The 19,791-nt window shown below is 55.5% G+C and carries 20 protein-coding genes and 1 other RNA gene; 14 read left to right on the forward strand and 7 right to left on the reverse strand.

Going from position 1 to position 19,791, the window contains the following annotated elements; translation table 11 throughout:
- Positions 1-31 precede the first annotated feature (31 nt).
- The 12 genes from RWV98_RS12715 to RWV98_RS12770 all read left to right on the forward strand — a co-directional run bounded on the left by RWV98_RS12715 (position 32) and on the right by RWV98_RS12770 (position 11,508).
- A complete protein-coding gene (locus RWV98_RS12715) occupies positions 32-835 on the forward strand; it encodes an NAD(P)-binding domain-containing protein (protein ID WP_317861183.1) in 804 nt (267 codons plus the stop codon).
- 38 nt (positions 836-873) lie between these two features.
- The gene (locus RWV98_RS12720) at positions 874-1,701 is read left to right on the forward strand and encodes a carbon-nitrogen hydrolase family protein (RefSeq protein WP_317861185.1); all 828 of its coding nucleotides are present in this window, start codon (positions 874-876) and stop codon (positions 1,699-1,701) included.
- Between the two features lie 75 nt (positions 1,702-1,776).
- A complete protein-coding gene (locus tag RWV98_RS12725) occupies positions 1,777-3,405 on the forward strand; it encodes an ABC transporter substrate-binding protein (protein ID WP_317861187.1) in 1,629 nt (542 codons plus the stop codon).
- A gap of 84 nt (positions 3,406-3,489) precedes the next feature.
- The gene (locus RWV98_RS12730) at positions 3,490-4,461 is read left to right on the forward strand and encodes an ABC transporter permease (protein WP_317861188.1); all 972 of its coding nucleotides are present in this window, start codon (positions 3,490-3,492) and stop codon (positions 4,459-4,461) included.
- 15 nt (positions 4,462-4,476) lie between these two features.
- Complete coding sequence (locus RWV98_RS12735) at positions 4,477-5,298, forward strand: ABC transporter permease (RefSeq protein WP_317861190.1); 822 nt, start codon at positions 4,477-4,479, stop codon at positions 5,296-5,298.
- A gap of 69 nt (positions 5,299-5,367) precedes the next feature.
- Positions 5,368-6,360, forward strand: coding sequence for an ABC transporter ATP-binding protein (locus RWV98_RS12740; RefSeq protein ID WP_280963514.1), 993 nt, complete (start codon positions 5,368-5,370; stop codon positions 6,358-6,360).
- Position 6,361: 1 nt separating this feature from the next.
- Entirely contained in the window at positions 6,362-7,315 is a 954-nt protein-coding gene (locus RWV98_RS12745) for an ABC transporter ATP-binding protein (RefSeq protein ID WP_317861193.1), read from the forward strand.
- A gap of 216 nt (positions 7,316-7,531) precedes the next feature.
- The gene (locus RWV98_RS12750; RefSeq protein ID WP_317861195.1) at positions 7,532-7,903 is read left to right on the forward strand and encodes a YhcH/YjgK/YiaL family protein; all 372 of its coding nucleotides are present in this window, start codon (positions 7,532-7,534) and stop codon (positions 7,901-7,903) included.
- A 22-nt stretch (positions 7,904-7,925) separates the two neighbouring features.
- A complete protein-coding gene (hydA, locus tag RWV98_RS12755) occupies positions 7,926-9,335 on the forward strand; it encodes a dihydropyrimidinase (RefSeq protein WP_317861196.1) in 1,410 nt (469 codons plus the stop codon).
- A 161-nt stretch (positions 9,336-9,496) separates the two neighbouring features.
- Complete coding sequence (locus RWV98_RS12760) at positions 9,497-10,075, forward strand: TetR/AcrR family transcriptional regulator (RefSeq protein ID WP_317861198.1); 579 nt, start codon at positions 9,497-9,499, stop codon at positions 10,073-10,075.
- Between the two features lie 118 nt (positions 10,076-10,193).
- Complete coding sequence (locus RWV98_RS12765; protein WP_317861200.1) at positions 10,194-10,556, forward strand: MATE family efflux transporter; 363 nt, start codon at positions 10,194-10,196, stop codon at positions 10,554-10,556.
- A gap of 13 nt (positions 10,557-10,569) precedes the next feature.
- On the forward strand, positions 10,570-11,508 hold the full coding sequence (locus RWV98_RS12770) for an MATE family efflux transporter (protein ID WP_317861202.1): 939 nt from the start codon (positions 10,570-10,572) through the stop codon (positions 11,506-11,508).
- Positions 11,509-11,558: 50 nt separating this feature from the next.
- Here the strand turns inward: RWV98_RS12770 and murD are convergent, their stop codons facing one another.
- Positions 11,559-12,920, reverse strand: coding sequence for a UDP-N-acetylmuramoyl-L-alanine--D-glutamate ligase (gene murD, locus RWV98_RS12775; RefSeq protein WP_280963520.1), 1,362 nt, complete (start codon positions 12,918-12,920; stop codon positions 11,559-11,561).
- 107 nt (positions 12,921-13,027) lie between these two features.
- Between murD and rnpB the strand changes: the two genes are divergently transcribed.
- Positions 13,028-13,360, forward strand: an RNA gene (rnpB, locus tag RWV98_RS12780) — RNase P RNA component class A.
- Between the two features lie 102 nt (positions 13,361-13,462).
- Positions 13,463-14,746, forward strand: a complete 1,284-nt coding sequence (locus RWV98_RS12785) for an HD-GYP domain-containing protein (RefSeq protein ID WP_280963521.1) — start codon at positions 13,463-13,465, stop codon at positions 14,744-14,746.
- Positions 14,747-14,863: 117 nt separating this feature from the next.
- On the opposite strand, the gene RWV98_RS12790 is transcribed toward RWV98_RS12785, so the two are convergent.
- The 6 genes from RWV98_RS12790 to RWV98_RS12815 form a co-directional block, all read right to left on the reverse strand.
- Complete coding sequence (locus tag RWV98_RS12790) at positions 14,864-15,511, reverse strand: ABC-2 transporter permease (protein WP_280963056.1); 648 nt, start codon at positions 15,509-15,511, stop codon at positions 14,864-14,866.
- Positions 15,511-16,359: an ABC transporter ATP-binding protein gene (locus RWV98_RS12795; RefSeq protein WP_280963055.1), complete on the reverse strand. Its 849-nt coding sequence runs from the start codon at positions 16,357-16,359 to the stop codon at positions 15,511-15,513. The genes RWV98_RS12790 and RWV98_RS12795 overlap by 1 nt, the downstream gene beginning before the upstream one ends.
- Positions 16,359-16,736, reverse strand: coding sequence for a GntR family transcriptional regulator (locus tag RWV98_RS12800; RefSeq protein WP_280963054.1), 378 nt, complete (start codon positions 16,734-16,736; stop codon positions 16,359-16,361). Before RWV98_RS12800 ends, RWV98_RS12795 begins: the two co-directional genes overlap by 1 nt.
- Positions 16,737-16,873: 137 nt before the next feature.
- Complete coding sequence (locus RWV98_RS12805) at positions 16,874-17,881, reverse strand: sensor histidine kinase (protein WP_317861207.1); 1,008 nt, start codon at positions 17,879-17,881, stop codon at positions 16,874-16,876.
- A 10-nt stretch (positions 17,882-17,891) separates the two neighbouring features.
- A complete protein-coding gene (locus RWV98_RS12810; protein WP_317861209.1) occupies positions 17,892-18,977 on the reverse strand; it encodes a hypothetical protein in 1,086 nt (361 codons plus the stop codon).
- Between the two features lies 1 nt (position 18,978).
- Positions 18,979-19,674 carry a response regulator transcription factor gene (locus RWV98_RS12815; RefSeq protein ID WP_280963052.1) on the reverse strand — a complete coding sequence of 232 codons (696 nt, stop codon included), beginning with the start codon at positions 19,672-19,674 and terminating at the stop codon, positions 18,979-18,981.
- Between the last annotated feature and the right edge of the window lie 117 nt (positions 19,675-19,791).

The raw sequence follows: 19,791 nt of genomic DNA on the forward strand, positions 1-19,791 counted from the left end.
CTGTTGCAATCTATATGAAAGGTGTTTTTAAATGATGAATAAGCTACCCACCTTGGGGTTCCTTGGCTGCGGCGCGATCACCACAGCCATGGTTACCGGCTTTTGTGAGCGCGCCGGCAACGTCCCCTACCCCATCGTTGTTTTTGACATGAAGGAGGAATCGAGCCAGCGCTTACAGCAACTGTTCCCGGATCGTGTGACGGCCGCCGAGAGCCTTCAGGAATGCGTCGACGCGGCCGATTGGGTGATCATCGCCGTATGGCCGCAGGCCGGCAAGGAGGTCATCGAGTCCCTCCGGTTCCGTCCCGCGCACAAGGTCATCAACGTCATGTTCGACAAGACGGTTGAAGAGATCAAAACGTGGATGAACTGCGAGGTCGACACGATTTTACATATGATACCCGGCACCTTCCTCGCCTTCTATCCCGGCCCGATCGTGCAGTGTCCGCCCACGCCGGAAGCCGCCGAGATCTTCGGCCACATCGGAGAGATCGTCGATGTGGGAAGCCGCTACCACGCAGCGATATTCGGTTCTATCACCGCCTGTTTCGCCCCCATGTTTGCCATAATGGATCGCTTGATCGATTGGGCGATCTCCGAAGGCGTTCCCGTCGGCGCCTCCACGCAATATGTGACCCGCATGTTCGCGGCGGTTTGTCAGGAAGCCTGCCGGAAGGACCGCGAGGGAGTCCACTACATGGCAACGGTCAGCACGCCGGGCGGAATCAACATGCTGGCGCTGGAGCTTATCGAAAAGGCCGGCGGCTTTCAGGCTTGGGTCGACGCGATGGGCCCCGTTTTGAACTGTACCGCAGGAGATATCCCGAAGGGTTAAACAGAAGATACAAAGACTGCAAATAAGAGAGGTAGAGCATGAGTCATTTGAAAGCTGCGCTTTTGCAGATGAAGGTACAAAACGATAAGCAAGCGAATATCGACGAAGCAATAAGGCTGATCCAAGAGGTCGCGGCCGAGGGCGCGGATCTCGCCATCTTACCCGAAATGTTCTGTTGCCCCTATAATAATATTTATTTCAGGGAATATGGCGAAGCGGAACGAGGAAGCGCGCACCAAGCTTTAAGCGAGGCGGCCAAAAGCAACCGCGTCTATGTTGTGGGAGGCTCCATCCCCGAACTGGACGGGGACAAGGTATACAATACCTCCTATATTTTTGACCGGCGCGGCGCGCAGATAGGCAAGCACAGAAAAATGCATTTGTTTGATATCGACGTGGAAGGCGGACAGCGGTTCAAAGAATCGGACGTATTATCCGCAGGCGACGAAGTCACGGTTTTTGATACGGAATTTTGTAAAATGGGCGTTGCGATCTGTTACGATATCCGTTTCCCGGAACTGAGCAGGCTGATGGCGCTCCGCGGCGCGGAAATCATCATCGTGCCGGCGGCGTTCAACATGACCACCGGCCCAGCGCATTGGGAAATCTTGTTTCGCGGCCGGGCCCTCGACAATCAGGTTTATGCGATCGGCGTTTCTTCCGCGCGCGATTATGAAGCCTCTTATCATTCCTACGGCAACTCCATCGTGGCGGCTCCTTGGGGCAATATCGTAAACCGGATGGACGAAAAACAAGGGTATATCATACAGGAGATCGATTTGGAGCAAGTGGCCAAGGTCAGGAAAGAGCTCCCCATGTTAAAGCACCTGAGAAACGACGTTTACACATTGCAGACCAACCAATAGCAAGGAGGAGACTGTTTATAAGCGTTTTGACCGCGATCCAATCCGGGGCCCCTGAAACTGTATAGGAGGATTCAAATGAAAAAGGTTAAAAATCGCAGTTCCAAGATTTTAGCATTCCTTTTGGCGGCTCTTTCTGTTTTCACCCTGCTGGCCGGCTGCGGCAACGGCGACGCTTCATCCGGCGCAGATACAGGCAAAAGCGCGGGGGCTTCGTCCCTTGGCGCGCAGGATCCCACCAAGTTGACCGTTCAGGCCGCTACCGACCCCGCCATACTGGTCCCGATGCACTCCTACGTCGTGCCGGACCATAACATCATTTACAACATTTATGACGGCCTGACCGAAATGTACATGGGCGATTCAAACGATATTCGCCCCGCTCTCGCGGAATCGTGGGATGTTAACGATGAAGCCACAGAGTACATCTTCCATTTGCGCCACGGCGTCAAATGGCACGACGGCGTTGAATTTACCGCCAAGGACGTGATCGGCACGATCGATCTGCAAAAAGAATCCGCGTTGACTAAAAACAAGATCACCATGTTTGAAAAGTGGGAAGCGGTGGACGACTATACGGTCAAGATCACCTTGAACACGCCGTTCCTCTACATGCCGGCCCTGATGAGCACGCCGCAAATGCTCATCGTAAGGCCCGATCTGGTAAAGGAACACGGCGACGCGGTCGAAGCGATCGTCGGCACCGGCCCATACATGGTGGATCAGTGGAACACCGGCGAAGGCATCACACTGAAAGCCTTTGAAGATTACTGGATGGGCAGCCCGAGCATCAAAACCATAGAATTCAAAACCATATTGGATAACAACACGGCGGTCAACGCCTTCAAGAGCGGCGAACTGGACGAGTTCCGGTTTGCCAGCGCGCTCGATATCGAATCGGTCAAAAACAATCCCGACGTCGTCGTAACGACCGTGAAAAAGGATTCCACCTTGGTCCTGCTCATGAATATGGATAACGTTCCGGCGCTCGACGACTTGCGCGTTCGTCAGGCGATCGCGTACGCCATCGACCGAGAAGCGATCAATCTAGCCGTTTTTGACGGCCTGAGCGAGCCCAGCCGGATGCCGTTTACAGAAAACTGCCCCGGTTGGCTGCCCAAGGAAGAATACGAGCAGTACGACTATAACCCCGAGAAGGCCAAAGAGCTGCTGAAAGAAGCCGGATACGGCGAAGGCGAGCTGTCTTTGAAATTGACCTACGCGACCACGCCGCTCGAAACCAGCGCCGCGACCGCTTTCCAAGCGGCCCTGCTCGCGGTCGGCATCGACGTTGTCAGCGAACCCCTTGAAATGAATATCGCCGTGCAAAAGGTTTCCGCGTCCAGAGATTTTGAACTAGCGGTTTATAACATGGGCTTTACCGCTTCCAATCCCGTCAACATTTACAACAACAACTGGCATTCCAACAGCGCTTTCCTATTCTTTAATTATAAGCAGAAGCCGAAGAGCGAGCCCCTCGACAAGCTGATTGAAGAAGCGAATTCCTCCAGCGATCTGGACGAGGCGCGGGCCAAGTATCAGGAAGTCATGAAGCAAGTGATGGATAACGTGTACAGCGCTCCCTCTGTTCGCGTCAACCAGCAAATCCTGACCGACGCCAGACTAAAAGGCATCAACTACGATTCGGTCTCGACCGCGCAGCAGAAATTCTACTACTATCACTGGGACTTAGGAGAGGGTTCGTAAGCTAACGCCACAAGGCATCGTTTGGCCCAACCGGCCGGTGGATACCGTCGCCAAACGATGCCTTTCTTTCAAAGGAGATCACAAATGGGAAGATATATCCTAAGAAGAGTCGTCTTGATTCCGATCATGCTTCTTTTTTCCACTTTTATTATCTTTTGTTTGGTGAACATCTCCCCTACCGATCCTGCATTGATCATACTTGGCACAGACGCTACGCCAGAGGCGGCGGCGCAAGTCCGAACCGAGCTGGGGCTGGACAAGCCGTTTCTTGTGCAGTATGTCAATTATATCAAAAACGCTGTTCAAGGGGATCTGGGGACCTCTTACTTTACAAAAAACCAAGTCAGCGATGAAATCCTATCGCGCGTGCCGACGACCCTAAAGTTAACCTTCGGCGGGATCCTTTTGGCCATCGCGATCGGCGTGCCGCTGGGCATCCTATGCGCCGTCAAACAATACAGCTGGATCGATAACGTTGCGACCACGGTCGCCATGTTCTTCGCAGCCATGCCGACCTTTTGGCTCGCCCTATTGCTGATGCTGCAATTTGCCATGAAACTGCGATGGTTCCCGGTCATGGGGACCAACGATGGGCTGAAAAGCTTTATTTTGCCGATCATTACGGTCTCGCTGCCATACATAGGCCATTATTTAAGATATACGCGTTCCTCCATGCTGGATACGATCCGTCAGGATTATGTAACGACCGCGCGCTCCAAGGGCAACGCGGAGCGAACGGTTATCTTGAACCACTCGCTGCGCAATGCCCTTTTGCCGCTGGTTACGATCACCGGGCTGTACATTGCCGGACTGATGTCATCGGCCGTCGTCGTGGAGAGCGTTTTCGCCCTGCCGGGCGTGGGACTGCTGGTGCTGGAATCGATCAAGAAAAAGGATATTCCCATGATCTTAGGCTGTATCGTTTTTCTCGCCACGGTATTTCTGGTGATCACGCTGATCATGGATGTGTTATACGCCTATCTTGATCCTCGAATCAAGGCAGCCTATATGAAAAACCAAAAGGGCTTTGGCAGACATGCAAAAAAGGCAAAGTAAAGGAGGGTTTACACCGTGGCACATCCTAAAAAAGCAAAAAAGAACAGCACCTTTCACGAGGGTTGGCGCAGATTGCGGAAAAACCCCCGCGCCATGGTGGCCTTAGGGTTTCTGATTTTTTTCTTTCTTGTGGCGATTTTCGCGGACTTTATCGCGGATTACCAGACGCAGGTCGTCATGCAGGTACCCGCGGAGCGGCTGCAGCCGATCAGCGCGGCGCACTGGTTCGGAACGGACAACTACGGCAGAGATATCTTTGCCCGAATCGTCCACGGCACGCGCATCGCCGTTCTTTACGGGTTTGGCGCTACTTTGATCGGCATTGTGATCGGCAGCTTGGTCGGGACCACCTCCGCCTATTTCGGCGGCCGGATTGATGATATCATCATGCGTATCGTCGATGTCATGAGCACCATCCCCACGTTATTGCTGGCTTTGGCGATCGTTGCCGGTCTCGGCGGCGGTTTGATACAGGTCGTGATCGCGCTCGCGGTCGGGCAGATACCAAACTTTGTGCGCGTGGTGCGTTCCTCCGCCCTGTCCGTTGTCAATACGGAATATCTGGAAGCCGGCAAGGCGCTGGGCGCCGGTCACCTTTGGCTTATTTCCAAATACGTGATGCCCAATGTCATCAGCATTATCTTGATACAGGGCGCGATGAACGTATCCTTCAATCTGCTCATGGGCGCAACGCTCAGCTTCGTCGGCCTCGGCGCGCAGGTGCCGACGCCGGAATGGGGTTTTATGCTGGAAGGAAGGGCTTTCCTTCATGGAGTTCTACCCGCATATCGTCATTATTCCCGGTCTTTGCCTTATGCTTGTTGCATCAGCCATTAACACCTTCGGAGATTGCCTGCGGGATGCTTTGGATCCGAGGCTGAAAGGAAAAGCATAGGAGGAACAGATATGAAGGAAAAGCTTTTAGAAATAACGGATCTGGAAATTCAGTACGTGACCGACGGCGAGATCGTGCACGCGATCAACGGAATTGATCTTACCATTCACAAAGGCGAGACAATGGCGCTGGTGGGTGAGACCGGCGCGGGAAAAACCACAACGGCCATGGCCATCCTCCGTTTGCTGCCCAAGTACACCGGAAAAATTAAGCGCGGCAAAATTATGCTGGGCGATATAGATCTATTGCAGCTAAAGGAAAAAGCGCTGCACGATATTCGCGGCAAACGCATTTCCATGATCTTTCAGGACCCCATGACGAGCCTCAACCCAGTGATACCCGTGGGCAAGCAAATCGGCGAAGTGATCGCATTGCACAATCCACACATGAGCAAGCACGAGGTCGAAGAAAAGGTAGAGCAGATGCTCGGTTTGGTCGGCATACCCGCTCGCAGAAAAACGGAATATCCGCACCAGTTTTCCGGCGGCATGAAGCAGCGGGTCATGATCGCGATCGCCATCGCCTGCAATCCCGAGCTGCTCATCGCCGATGAACCAACCACGGCGCTCGATGTGACGATTCAAGCGCAAGTGCTTAAAATGATGAACAATCTGCGCAAGGAGCTGAACACCGCCGTTTTGCTGATCACCCACGATCTGGGCATTGTTGCGAACTTCTGCGATGCCGTATCGATCATGTACGCGGGCGAGATCATTGAGCAGGGCACTTTGGAGGATATTTTCGACAAAGAAAGAGAACACCACCCCTATACCATCGGCCTATTCGGCTCAATACCGAACATCGAAGATCAAAGAGACCGATTAAGCCCCATCCCGGGCCTGATGCCCGATCCGACCGATCTGCCAAAGGGCTGCAAGTTTCACACGCGCTGTCCGAAATGCACCGAGCAATGCAAGGACGGCGAGGTCCCTGTCCACGTTCGGGGCACGCATCAAATAAAATGCCGCCTGATCGAAGACGCGGCCGCAAACGGAGGTGTGTGAAATGGGCGAAATCTTATTAGAATGCAAGCATTTAAAGAAGTATTTCAGCGTGCCGAACGGCATGCTCCATGCCGTGGACGACGTGAGCTTTTCTTTGGAAAAAGGTAAAACGCTGGGCGTCGTGGGCGAAAGCGGCTGCGGCAAGTCCACCTTAGGGCGCACCATACTCCGGTTGCTTCCCCACACCGACGGCGAAGTGATCTTTGAGGGCCAAAACATCCTGCAATACAGCGGCGAGCAAATGAAGCGCCTCAGAACAAAAATGCAGATCATCTTTCAGGACCCTTTTTCCTCGCTCAATCCGCGCTACACCGTTTTTGACACGATTGAGGAACCGCTAAAGATCCACAAGGTCTACAAGACGCAAAGCGAAGTGTACGGCAGGGTCAAGGAGCTCATGGAGGTGGTCGGTCTTGCGGCGCGCTACGAAAACGCCTATCCCCACGAGCTGGACGGCGGGCGGAGACAGCGCATCGGCATCGCCAGAGCGTTAGCCTTGAATCCCAGCTTCATCGTATGCGACGAGCCGGTCAGCGCGCTGGACGTGTCCATACAGGCGCAGGTACTGAATCTGATGATGGATCTCAAGGATTCTCTGGGCCTTACCTACATGTTCATCACGCACGACCTTTCCGTGGTCAAGCATATTTCGGACGATATCGTGGTGATGTACCTTGGCCAGATCGTGGAAAAGGCCAACGGCAACGATATTTTCGCGCACCCTCTGCATCCCTATACCAAGGCGCTGCTCAGCGCCATCCCTCTGCCCGATATCAAGTACAAGGGCAAGGAAGCCGAGACCATCAAGGGCGAGCTGTCCTCGCCGATCAACCCGAGCCCGGGCTGCCGCTTTGCCCCGCGTTGTCCGAAAGCGACGAAAAAATGCACGGCCTGCAACCCCGCGCTCAAAAACATGGGTTCCGATCATTGGGTATCCTGTCATTTATATGATTAGGAGGGCGGTGAGCGGAAGCACCGGAACGCGTCGCCGCACGCGATAGGACCGGATTACAAACAAGGAACAGGGCGGCGGGCCGCACTGCTCCGCCGATTGATAGGAGGTCAACCATGGTATATGATAATTTAGATCGTCTTGCACGGTATTCCTTTCTCAACGAGAACATTTGCACCGTTATAAAATATCTGGAAGGAGCATTCTACCGAAGAGCTTTTGGCTCTGCCGGCCGGCAGATACGACGTCGACGGCGAAAATTGCCGCCTATTCAAGCAATCCTTTGATTCCAAGCCCATCGACGAAAAGGGCTTTGAGCTCCACACCAAATATACCGATCTTCAGATCGTCCTCGGCGGGATCGAGACCTGCTACATCGACTTTGTCAACGACCAGAACGCATATCCCGGCTATGACGAAGAGGCGGACCTCTGCCTCTATCCCCATCAAGTGGACGGCCGTATCATTCTATATCCCGGCGTATTCGCCCTTTTGGAGCCGAACGACGGCCACCTGCCGCAGCGCCGCTACGGCGACACACCGGTACATGTGGAAAAGCTTTTGTTCAAGTTGCGGAACGCGCCAGCGTAAAGGAAAAGGAGTGTAAGCTTTCATGGATCTGATCATCAAGGGAGGAACGGTCGTATCTCCTTACGGGCGTAAACAGACGGACGTGATGGTGGACAAGGGTAAAATCGTCGCGGTTGGCGACGCGAGCGGTTTTCAGGCCGGCCGCGTCGTGGACGCCACCGGTAAAATGGTCATTCCCGGCGGTATCGATACCCACGTGCACATCGAATCCCCTTATATGGGACGCTTTGGCGGGGATGATTATTATACCGCCTCGGTGGCGGCCGCGATCGGCGGCACCACTACTTTTATCGATTTCGTCAAGCCGTCCGAAGGTCATACGCCGATGGAGCTGGCGCAAAAGCGCATTTCCATGGCCGAGGAACGCGGCGCGGTCGTCGATTTCAGCTTTCATATCGTTTTGAACAAGGCTGCTCCGGAAGTGTTCGGCGCGATCAAGGAAATGGTCGCCTTCGGCACCCCATCCTTTAAGATGTATACGACAACCACCAAGGACGGCGATATTTACGCCTTAATGGAAGAGATTAAGAAGCAGGGCGGCTTGGCATTTATACACTCGGAAAACGCCGGAATCATTGATTATAAGGTCGCGCAGGCGTTAAGCGAAGGCAAAACCGACTATATTTATCAAGCGCTGACGCGGCCGAACATTGTGGAGCAGGAAGCGATTCAGCGCATGGCGCTGTTTGCCACAAAGCTCGGAGCAGCCGTCTTTATCGCGCACGTGTCCACCCATGAAGGCGCGGAGATCTGTCAGGCGGCAAAGAAAAAGGGCCTGCCCGTCTATGCGGAGACCTGTCCGCATTATCTGCTCTTTACCGAGGACAAGCTCCGGGACGCTGAAAACGGGCTGCTGTATATCCAAAGCCCGCCCTTGCGCAAGGAAGAGGATATCGACGCGCTGTGGAAAGCGCTCAAGAACAGATCGATCCATGTTACCTCGACCGATCATTCCTCCTTCCCCCGGTTTGAAAAGGCCATGGATTTGAAAAAGGATGAAAACGGGAACTATATCCCGGAATTCAACAAGGTGACCAACGGTGTGCCCGGAATCGAAATGCGGCTCCCCACCCTGATCAACGGTGTAAGCGAAGGAAAGCTGACATGGGAAGAGCTGGTATACGTCAACAGCTACGGCGCCGCTAAGATCTTCGGCTTCTATCCCGACAAGGGCCTGATCGAAGCGGGCGCGGACGCGGATATCGTGCTTGTCGATCCCGACAAGGAGGTCTCCATCACAAACGCCATGCTTCATATGAAGGTCGATTATACCGTATATGAAGGGCTGCAGTACAAGGGGTGGCCTGTTATGACCATTCAGAAAGGCGTGATCCTAGCGGAAAACGGAGCATTCGTCGGGCCAAAGGGTCACGGCAAATTCATCCGCCGAAAGCTCGATCCAACCATTCTCAAAACCTCCGATTGGTCATAAGCGCTTCCATAACAACAGCAACACAGGCTGCCGAACTTGCGGTTCGGCAGCCTGTGTTGCGTATATCGATCCCCTTTATCGCACCGTCAATGCAACACCGTGTTGACTTTACCGCGCCCATGGAGTATAATGCCGATATCTTGTTTTGGGAGGCCTTCGTCATGTCCGGTACCAACCGCCGCGTGCAGTTCACCCGGAACGCCCTGCGCGGCGCCCTGCTTGAGCTGATCCGGCAAAAGCCCATCAAAAGCATCACAGTGACCGATCTGTGCTCCTGCGCCGATATCAACCGCAGCACCTTCTACCTGCATTATAAGGATGTATACGATCTTTTGGGCGAAATGGAAAACGATCTGCTCGCTCAAATGAGGGGCGCATTCCCGCCCGAAAACGAGCACGCCCTCGGCATGCTGCCGATGATCCGCGTGGTGTACGAAAACCGCACGCTCTGTCTTGCCATTCAGGGCGAAAACGGCGATCCCCGCTTTGCCGAGCGGATTACCCGTCTGTCGCGCGAAGCGTTTGTTTCCCGTTGGCGGCAGACCATGCCCGCCCGCGAGGAGCACCAGATCCTGCTGATCTACTCCTTCGTCAGCGCCGGCGCGGCCGCCGTTTTGATGCAGTGGCTGCGGGACGACTGCCCCGAAAGTCCGGAAGAGGTGGCCGAGCTGCTCCGCCAGTTTGCGGAAAGCTGCTTTGCTTCCTTTGCGCCGGGTACGGCGGACAAGCCTAAAAACTAAATCAACATCGCTGCGCTTTGCCGCCGGGTAGAGCGTGAAAAACAGCGTTCGGCCCCGCACCGACAGGCCATAGAAGGTGCGGATTTGCCGGGCGCTTTTTAATGGAGGAAATCACCAAATGCAAACGCAAAACCTAAACCGGGAATTCGGCCGGTACGTCACCCTGAACATCTTCGGCATGATCGGCCTTTCATGCTATATTCTGGCCGATACGTTTTTTATCGCCCGCGGCACGGGCGCGAACGGACTGGCCGCGCTGAACATCGCCATACCAGCCTACAGCGTGATGCACGGAACCGGGCTGATGATCGGTGTGGGCGGCGCGACGCGCTACTCCGTCTGCCGCGCGCAGGGCGATGGGGCGGCGGCAGACCGCACCTTCACCCACGCCGTTTTGCTCGCGCTGCTTGTCAGCGCGGTATTTCTCGCCCTCGGCGCGTTTTTTTTCCGCTCCGCTCGCCCGCCTGCTCGGCGCGAATGACGCGATCTTTGCTATGACGCGCACCTACTTGCAAACCCTTTTGTGCTTCGGCCCATTTTTTGTGTTGAACAACGTGTGCGTCGCCTTTGTGCGCAACGACGGCGCGCCCGGCTTGGCAATGTTCGGCATGCTCTTTGGCAGCTTCGCCAACATTGTACTAGATTATTTGTTTATTTTCCCCTGCGGGCTTGGCATTTTCGGCGCGGCCCTCGCGACCGGCGCTTCGCCCATTTTGAGCATGCTGGTGCTTTCCCGCCATTTCAAAACCCCGGCGCGCGGGTTTCATTTCCGCAAAACGCCGGTTCGCCCCAGACTGTTCGGCGCGATCTGCGCACCCGGCCTTTCCTCTCTGGTGGGCGAGCTGTCCACCGGCTTTGTGCTGCTGCTGTTCAACATTGTCATCCTGCGGCTGGCGGGCAATATGGGCGTGGCGGCGTACGGCATCGTCGCCAACCTGTCCATCGTTGCCATCTCCATTTTCACCGGCATCGCGCAGGGCACGCAGCCGCTGCTCTCCGGCTGCTACGGACGCGGCGAGCAGGCTTCGCTCGGCTTGCTGGTGCGGCGCGCGGCCGTTCTGGCGCTTCTTATCGCCTCCGCGCTTTACGCGGTCGTGTTCCTGTTCGCCGGGCCGCTTGCCGCAGCCTTTAACAGCGAAGGCTCCGCCGCCCTTACCGCGCTTGCCGTGCCCGGCCTGCGCATTTACTTCGGCGGGCTTTGGTTCTGCGGCGTCAATATCATCGCGGCGGCGTTTTTCAGCGCGGTCGGCAGGCCTGTATGGGGCTTTCTGCTCTCGCTGATGCGCGGGCTGATCGTTATCGTTCCCGTGCTGCTCACCCTGTCCTATCTGTTTGGTATGACCGGCGTGTGGGCGGTCTCTCCCGTGATGGAAGGCGTCACGCTGCTATTCACGCTCAGCCTGCTTGCGGCGTATTTCCGCAAAGCCGCATAACGAAAAAAAGCTGCCGCAGACAAAGTCTGCGGCAGCTTTTTTCTATGCTTTTATAGTGCGTTTACCAGCGCCTTGAACAGGTTGCCGCGCTCCATAAAGTTTTTGAAGCGGTCAAACGAGGCGCTTGCCGGGCTCATCATGACCACGTCGCCCGGCTCCGCCACGGCGGATGCCTCGCGCACGGCGGTCTCCAGATCTTCCACTTCGATCACCGGCGGCTTTTCGCCCTCGGCATTCCGTACGCAATCGCGTATCTTGGGCCCGGTCGCGCCGGTGACGAACAGCGTTTTCACATGGCGGCAGATCGGCTCGCCCAGCACGTCGTACGGAATGTTCTTATCATATCCGCCCGCGATGAGGATTACCTTTTGCTGAAACGAAGCGAGACCCGCGATCGTACGCGTCGGGCTGGAAGCGATAGAATCGTTATAATACTTGACCCCGTCCTTCTCCCGTACAAACTCGATGCGGTGCTCCACCCCGCCGAAGGTAGCGGCCACGGCGCGGATATCCTCGTCCGTGCACCAGCCCTGAACGATCGCGGCGGCCATCATCATGTTGTAAACGTTGTGCGCGCCGGGGATGCGGATATCGCCCGCCGCCATCAGTTCGCGCGACACGCCGTTTTCCGCGATATAGATGGTGTCGTTTTTCAGATATACGCCGTTGGCCAGCTCGCTCTCCTTGCTGGTGCAAAAAAGGTTGCCGGACGCGTGCAGCGAACGCGTGACCTTGTCGTCCAAATTAAGGATCAGCCGGTCACCCGGCTTTTGGTTGCGATAGATCGCGGTCTTTGCCTCGACATACTCCTCGAAATCCTTATGGTAATCGAGGTGGTTCGGCGTCAGGTTGGTGATCGCCGCGACCGACGGGCTGTACTTCATGTGCATCAGCTGGAAGGAAGAAAGCTCGACCACGGCGAGATCCTCCGGCCCCATCTCATTGACGCGCGGCAGCAGCGGCCGGCCAATATTGCCGCCCAGATGCACGGTTTTGCCCGCGTGCCGCAGCATTTCGCAAACCAGCGTGGTCGTGGTGGTTTTGCCGTCCGACCCGGTGATGCCGATGATCGGACACGGGCACACCGCGAAGAAAAGCTCCATTTCGCTGGTGACGGTGCTGCCGTTTTCACGCGCCTTTTCCAGAAAGCGCGGGTGCAGGCCGGGCGTGCGGAAGATCACATCCTCCGTCAGCGCGTCCAGATAATGCTCCCCCAGCACAAAATCCACGCCCAGCGTCGCCAGCGTGGCGTATTGATCGCCCAGATCCTCGGGCGTTTTTTTGTCGTGCACGGTCACCTTGATACCGGCTGCGCGCAGCATACTGATGAGCGGCATATTGCTGACCCCGGCGCCGATCACGCCGACCGTTTTATCCAGCAAGCCGCCAAAATATTGTTCCAAAGCTGTCATGTTATGTGCATTCGCCCCTTTTCACATATCCTATAGTGTACACGATTTTGCATTATATTGCAAGTACGGTTTGACGCTTTCCTTTTTTTGCGGTATACTAAGGAGCGTGAGTGATGCAAATGGTCGCGCAGCATACGCTGTGAGGAAAGTCCGGGCTGCACAGGGCAAGGATAACGGATAACGTCCGCCGAGGGTGACCTTAGGAATAGTGCAACAGAGATATACCGCCTCTTTTATAAGGGGTAAGGGTGGAAAGGCGAGGTAAGAGCTCACCGCGCCCCGTGGTAACACGGGGGGCCTGTAAACTCTATCCGCAGCAACGTCGACCGGGGCTATGATCGGCCCGATCGTCCCAACTGACGGCTTGAGGCGTGCGGTAACGCGCGTCCCAGATAGATGATCATTGAATACAGAACCCGGCTTATAGCATCACTCACACCATGCAAATAAGCGCGCGAACCGTTCCCAATAGGTACGGATCGCGCTTTTCTTTTATCCTTATTTGTGTTACACTGAGAAAAACAGCGGAAGAGGATAACCCTATGCTGCAATATAACATCAGCTTTATCGACAACAAAGCCATTATCGGCATCCTGCGCCGCACCTGCAACCACGTGGACAAGCGCCTGATGGATCACGGCATCCGCGTGGCCTATATCGTCTCCCGCCTGCTGCGCGACATGCCCGGCTGGGACGCCGCGATGCAGCGCGACGTCTGCACGCTTGCCATCCTGCACGATGTGGGCGCTTACAAAACCGCCGAGATCGACCGCATGCTGAAATTTGAAAGCAACAACATTTGGGAGCATTCGGTGTACGGCTATTTGTTCGTCAAATACTTTTCCCCGCTGCGGGAATACGCGCAGGCCATTCTATTTCATCATGCGCCGTGGCGGATGCTGCAAGGCGCGGCCGACGTCAGCGAGCAAAACAAGCAGATCGCGCAGCTGCTCTCGATCGCCGACCGGGTGGACGTATGTCTGAACGCCGAGTATTGCCCGTATGCGGAATTGGTTTCGCTGCTCCAAAAGGAGCGCGGCACACGCTTTGCGCCCGCCCTCGTCGACCGGGTGCTGGAACACGACTTTACCGCCGTTTCCGCCGAACAGGCGGAAAGCGATCCGGTGTTTGCGCGCATGCTGTACGGCACGCCGTTTTCCGAAGCGGATATCCGGGAATATTTGACCATGATCATCTTTAGCATCGATTTTCGCAGCCGCCACACGGTCACCCACGCGATGACCACCACGAGCATCTCCAGCGAACTGGCCTTCTTTATGGGGCTTGACTCCGCCGCGCGCAGCGATATCGTTTGCGGCGCGCTGCTGCACGATCTGGGCAAGATCGGCGTACCGGTCGAAATATTGGAATACCCCGGCAAGCTCAGCCCGCAGGCCATGTCCGTGATGCGGTCCCATGTCGATATCACGGAGGAGATCTTTGACGGCTCCATTCCCCCGCCGATCCAGCGCATCGCCCTTCGTCACCATGAGAAGCTAAACGGCGCAGGCTATCCCCGCGGCCTAACAGGCGGCGAGCTGACCCTCGGCGAGCGCATCGTCGCCGTGGCCGACATCGTGAGCGCCTTGGCCGGTACGCGCAGCTACAAAGAAGCCTACGGCAAGGAACGCATCGTCCGCATCATCACCCAAATGAAAAGCGACGGGCTGATCGACCCCGACATCGTCGATTGTATGAACCTGCATTACGACGAGATCATGCGCGCGACGCAGGACCGCTGCCTGCCTATTCTGGATATCTATCAAGCGCTGCAAGAGGAGTACATCACCCTGTTCACGCGCTATAATACCAAAGAACCGCAATAGACCAAAAAGCCACGCACATGTCGCGGCAAAATCCTATTTTATACGCGCTGCGGCGCGAGGGGTTCCTTGACACACTGAAGCGCCCGGACAATACTGTCCGGGCGCTTTTCTGTTTTCTTATAGCTCGGTCTTTTGATAAACCTTTACTGCTAACGCATAGCAGATCAGATAAACGATCAGGCCAACGGCCGTCAGCGCGACCGCGTATGAGCACAGCGTGGCGCCGCTGAGCGATTCCAGCCAGCTCAAGTCAGGCATGGGCACGCCCACCTTCTTTACCAGAAACACAAAGAGGATGGGCACCCAGACACAGGCGATCATCACATACCGCGCCTTTTCAATGCCCCACTTGACGGTAGCCACCAAAATAACGCCCATCAGGATCAGCGACATCGCCTCGCAAAGGATCAGGCCCGCAAGATTGCTGATCAAGTCCTCTTCCGGATGCAACACGTTATACACCGCCGCCAGCACCGTGCTGATTGCCAGCATAGCGAGACTGGAGGACAGACTCAGTACGAATTTACTGCCCACCACGTCGCGCCGCAGGATCGGCATGGACAGGCTCAGCCGATCCCAGCCGTAGGCCTTATCGACCGAGCAGAGCGTGATCGGCGTCATGATGCTGAGCATCACGATGATCATGGAAAAAAAGGATGGTCCGCTTATAAACAAACCGGTCAGCGCAAAAACCGCAAGGACGAACAGCAGTGACTTGAGCGACTGTTTAAAGCTCATCCAGTCGGCATACAGCATCGCTTTCATCAGAAAGTCTCCCCTCTTGTTAAAAACAGCATGATTTGTTCGATATTGACCGTTTCCACCGGCCAGTTCGCGGGCACCTGACCGCGCCGCACCAGCGCCTCGCAGCCGAACGCGCCCGCGCGCTTTGCACGCACCGCCTCCGGCGACAGCGCGGCCATTTGATCGGCGGTGCAGCGCAGCACGCCGTAGGTATCCAGCAGCTCGTCGCGCGGCTCAGACAGTGCGATCTGCCCATTGTGTATAAAGGTGATGAAATCGGCTATTTTGTCCAGATCGCTTGTGATGTGGCTGGACAGCAGAATCGCGTGCCGTTCATCCTGCATAAAATCGTAAAACACATCGAGCACCTCGTCGCGCACGATCGGATCAAGGCCGCTGGTCGGTTCGTCCATGATCAGCAATTCAGCGTCGTGCGACAGCGCGGACGCGATCGCCACCTTCATCCGCATTCCCTTGGAGTAATCCTTGATCGGCTTCTTTTCATCGATATGAAAGCGCTTCATAAAGCCGAAGAACTGATCCGAATGCCAGTTTTGGTAAGCCTTGCCCAGCAGCGTATCGACATGGCAGGCGTTGAGCGTGTTTAAGAAGCTGCCATCCTCCAAAACAACGCCGATGCGTTCCTTAAACGCCCTCTCGTCCTTTCGGTTGTCCAGCCCAAGCACGCGGATATCGCCGCTGTCCGGGCGAATCAGGTTCAGGATCGCCTTGATCGTGGTGGTCTTGCCCGCGCCGTTTTCCCCGATGAACCCCATCACGCTGCCGCGTGGCAGCGTAAAGCCGACGTCTTGCAGCGCGAACCCCGCGTACTGCTTGCACAGGCCCGTTATCTCCAATGCGTTTTCCATTATGTTTCCTCCTCGAACAGAGTCTTGGCAATATCCAAAAATTCATTTTCAGGCAGCTGCCCAATCCGTGCGGCCTGCACCGCGTTCGACAAATGTTCCTCCACCACGCGCAGCTGTTCTTCGCGCAGCCGTTCGGTACTGCACGAGGCGACAAAGCTGCCGCGCCCGGTCTGCGTTACGATAAATCCGTTTCGCTCCAGTTCCTCATAGGCCCGCTTGGTCGTAATCACACTGATACGCAGTTCCTTTGCCAGCAGGCGCATGGAAGGCAGCGCTTCTCCCGCACGCAGTTCGCCCGATACGATCTTGGTCTTGATCTGTCGGAAAATCTGTTCATAGATCGGTGCGCCGTCCATATTCGACAGGATGATCTCCATGGTGTTCTCCCTTCCATATCGTATATACTCATTATACACAATATATTCACCCTGTCAATAGCCTTAAGAAAGAAAACATAAAAAAAACCGCCCAAGCAGGATTGCTCCCGCGAGGGCGATTTTTTCACAAAGGCGCGTCAGGTATTGCCGACAGGTTCGATTCCATAAAGCGGGAACGTGATGGTGACCTTGAACAGGTCGCCGTCCACATCCACCTTGAGCGAACCGCCGCAGGCAGTCACATAGCTTTTGGCGATCGCCAGACCAAGACCGGAGCCCTCGGTCGTGCGGGCCGCGTCGCCGCGCACGAAGCGCTCGGTGATCTCCTCGCTGTCAAACTCCATGGCGTAGTTGGCAATGTTTTTAATCTCGATCAGCGCGTCGCGCTCGCGCTGCGCCACGGTGATGAACACGCGCGTGCCGTGCATCGCATATTTCACGCAGTTGCCCAGCAGGTTTTCCAGCACGCGGGAAAGCTTTTTGCCGTCCGCCAGAACCGGTACCTCGCACTCGGGCATGGTCACCTTCATGACAAGCGCGCCGTCCGCGATCGCGTGCTCCTGCTCGGCCAGCGCCTGCCGCACGAGCGTGCACACATCGAGCTTTTCCGAAGCGATGGTTTCCGCGCCGGACTGCACCTTGGAGATATCAAACAGATCGCTCGTCAAATTTTTCAGCCGGTTTGATTTCTGGTAAATGATCTTCGCGTAATCATTCGCTTCCTCCGGGCTGAGATGCTCCTTACAAAGCAAGTCGGAATAGTTGATGATACTGGTCAGCGGCGTTTTCAAATCGTGCGATACATTGGTGATCAGCTCGGACTTCATGCGCTCGGCCTTGATCTCGTTTTGCAGCGCGGCCTGCAAGCCGTCGCCCACGGAGTTGATATCATCCGCCATGGCGGCGAACACACCCGCCGGCGCGTCGGTCACCTTATAGGACAGTTCGCCCGCACGCAGGCGCTTGAGACCCTCCACGATTTTATCGAACCCCGCGACGCGGTTTACAAGGAACACCGCCGCCACGCCAAACCAGACTACGCCGAGCACAAACGCCAGCGCGCCGTCGCCATAGTCCATCGAGAAGCCGAAGATCATGGCGAGTATGGCAAGCACGGCCGTATAGCCGAAGAAGATCAGCGCCACATTGCGCGTTTTATAGTTTTTGGAAAGACCGTTCCACAGCGTATCCTTGCCGTAGCCCAGCGCGTGCCAAGCCTTTTTTACACATACGGATAAACCAGAACCACAGCTTTTTAACGACTTTCCAGCACCACTTACAGGCGCGCAGGATGAACGAGCGGGCAACGAAGCTGCGGTTTTTTAAATTGCGGACAAGGGATAGGATCAGCTCCATCACCATGGCGAACGAACACACGAGCAGCAGCGTGAGCAGTTGGAAAATGACCGCGACGCCCGAGCCGTTACCATAGCTCAGTTCTTCGATCGCAACAAAGGACAGCGCAATGCTAAGCCCCACGATACCCGCGATCAGCGCAAGGTTGAGTTCAACGAACAGGCGGTCGATCAGCACCAAATGCACCGCCTCGTCCTCCGGCTTGCGGCCGGTGACAAAGAGCAGGTAAAGGAAGGATACTATCGCAACCGCAAACAGCATCAGCACGCGCCGCAAGGCGCCTTCAAAGGTCTGTTTGCCCTCCTGCCAGCGCTGGTACAAGGGGGAAACTTGCTGCTCGGTCATGCGGAGCATGATGCAGTCGCCCGGTTGCAGAATATCCCTTGCATTCTCCACGGTCTGGTTGTGCGCCGCATTATCAAAGGCATAATTATAATCCGGGTTCCAGCGTTCCAGCACGCCGTTATACCAAAGCCGCACATTGGTGTACACTTCATCCGGGCGGATTACCACATAATAGGCGGAGTTTTCCACCTCTTCCTGCGTCAGATCGGCATTTTTAATCACAGTCCCGCCCAGCTTCGCGTAATAATCACCCGCAAAGTTATCTTTCAGCTGGCGCATATCCCGATCCGACTCCCCTCCGCCGCGTAGCATCCGGTCTAAAATGCCGGACGCACTGCTGAAAGGGTTGTTCAGGATATAGGATTCATTAAAGTCCGCTTCAAAGGTATAGACGCCTACTTCGCCGTCCTGTCCGTTTCTTTGTTGTTCCAGAAACCATTCCAGCGTTTTGCCTCCGGTCATGGTGGCTAAACCGACGCACACCAGACAAAGAATAAAGGCGACCGCCTTGAGGATAGGCGACCTTGTTACTTTTTTCATCTCACTCGTTCCTCTCTATCTTGTAGCCGACGCCCCAGACGACCTTTAAGTAGCGGGGCTCCTTGGGGTTGATCTCGATCTTCTCACGAATATGGCGGATGTGCACCGCGATCGCGTTGTCGGAAACCGCTTCCTCGTTCCACACCTGCCGGTAGATCTCCTCGGTTGAGAACACGCGCCCGGGGTGGCGGCAGAGCAGCTCCAAAATTTTGTATTCCAGCGGCGTCAGCCGCACCTCTTCCCCATCCACCGAGGCCGTTTTGCTTTCCGTATCCAGCACAAGGCCTCGAATGGCGATCTGTTTTTCCGTCACCTGCATTGCGCCAAGCTGGGTATAGCGGCGCAGCTGGCTCTTGACCCGCGCGACCAATTCGGACGGATTAAAGGGTTTTGTGATGTAATCGTCCGCTCCGGCGGTCAGCCCTAAGATCTTATCCGCGTCCTCCGATTTTGCGGAGATCAGAATGATTGGAATATTTTTGCTTTCCCGTACCTTGAGCAGCGTTTTGATGCCATCCAGCTCCGGCATCATGATATCAAGCAGCAGCAAATGCACCGGTCTGGTCATGATGATGTCCAGCGCTTCCAGCCCGTTATATGCCTTTTCGATCTCGTAGCCGTCCGCCTGCAAAAAGATCGCAATGCTATCGACGATCTCGTGATCGTCGTCCACGATCAGGATCTTTAATTTCTCCATGCTTCCCCCTCCTTACAGGTACTATCATAACAAAGGTTTCTGTTGGTTTTATTCACGAATTTATTAAGAATTTCTTGAGATTGCACCAAGGCGGCAAAGCGCCCGTTTCGATTATAG

The organism is Agathobaculum sp. NTUH-O15-33, from assembly GCF_033193315.1.
GTDB classification, from domain to species: Bacteria; Bacillota; Clostridia; order Oscillospirales; family Butyricicoccaceae; genus Agathobaculum; species Agathobaculum faecihominis_A.

Bases quoted from the DNA above. Each gene is read 5' to 3' on its own strand.
- RWV98_RS12730 (WP_317861188.1), top strand. From the start codon at position 3,490: ATGGGAAGATATATCCTAAGAAGAGTCGTCTTGATTCCGATCATGCTT.
- hydA (WP_317861196.1), top strand. From the start codon at position 7,926: ATGGATCTGATCATCAAGGGAGGAACGGTCGTATCTCCTTACGGGCGT.
- RWV98_RS12800 (WP_280963054.1), bottom strand. From the start codon at position 16,736: ATGGAGATCATCCTGTCGAATATGGACGGCGCACCGATCTATGAACAG.
- RWV98_RS12725 (WP_317861187.1), top strand. From the start codon at position 1,777: ATGAAAAAGGTTAAAAATCGCAGTTCCAAGATTTTAGCATTCCTTTTG.
- RWV98_RS12765 (WP_317861200.1), top strand. From the start codon at position 10,194: ATGCAAACGCAAAACCTAAACCGGGAATTCGGCCGGTACGTCACCCTG.
- RWV98_RS12815 (WP_280963052.1), bottom strand. From the start codon at position 19,674: ATGGAGAAATTAAAGATCCTGATCGTGGACGACGATCACGAGATCGTC.
- RWV98_RS12770 (WP_317861202.1), top strand. From the start codon at position 10,570: ATGACGCGCACCTACTTGCAAACCCTTTTGTGCTTCGGCCCATTTTTT.
- murD (WP_280963520.1), bottom strand. From the start codon at position 12,920: ATGACAGCTTTGGAACAATATTTTGGCGGCTTGCTGGATAAAACGGTC.
- RWV98_RS12760 (WP_317861198.1), top strand. From the start codon at position 9,497: ATGTCCGGTACCAACCGCCGCGTGCAGTTCACCCGGAACGCCCTGCGC.
- RWV98_RS12785 (WP_280963521.1), top strand. From the start codon at position 13,463: ATGCTGCAATATAACATCAGCTTTATCGACAACAAAGCCATTATCGGC.
- RWV98_RS12720 (WP_317861185.1), top strand. From the start codon at position 874: ATGAGTCATTTGAAAGCTGCGCTTTTGCAGATGAAGGTACAAAACGAT.
- RWV98_RS12745 (WP_317861193.1), top strand. From the start codon at position 6,362: ATGGGCGAAATCTTATTAGAATGCAAGCATTTAAAGAAGTATTTCAGC.
- RWV98_RS12740 (WP_280963514.1), top strand. From the start codon at position 5,368: ATGAAGGAAAAGCTTTTAGAAATAACGGATCTGGAAATTCAGTACGTG.
- RWV98_RS12810 (WP_317861209.1), bottom strand. From the start codon at position 18,977: ATGAAAAAAGTAACAAGGTCGCCTATCCTCAAGGCGGTCGCCTTTATT.
- RWV98_RS12790 (WP_280963056.1), bottom strand. From the start codon at position 15,511: ATGAAAGCGATGCTGTATGCCGACTGGATGAGCTTTAAACAGTCGCTC.
- RWV98_RS12715 (WP_317861183.1), top strand. From the start codon at position 32: ATGATGAATAAGCTACCCACCTTGGGGTTCCTTGGCTGCGGCGCGATC.
- RWV98_RS12795 (WP_280963055.1), bottom strand. From the start codon at position 16,359: ATGGAAAACGCATTGGAGATAACGGGCCTGTGCAAGCAGTACGCGGGG.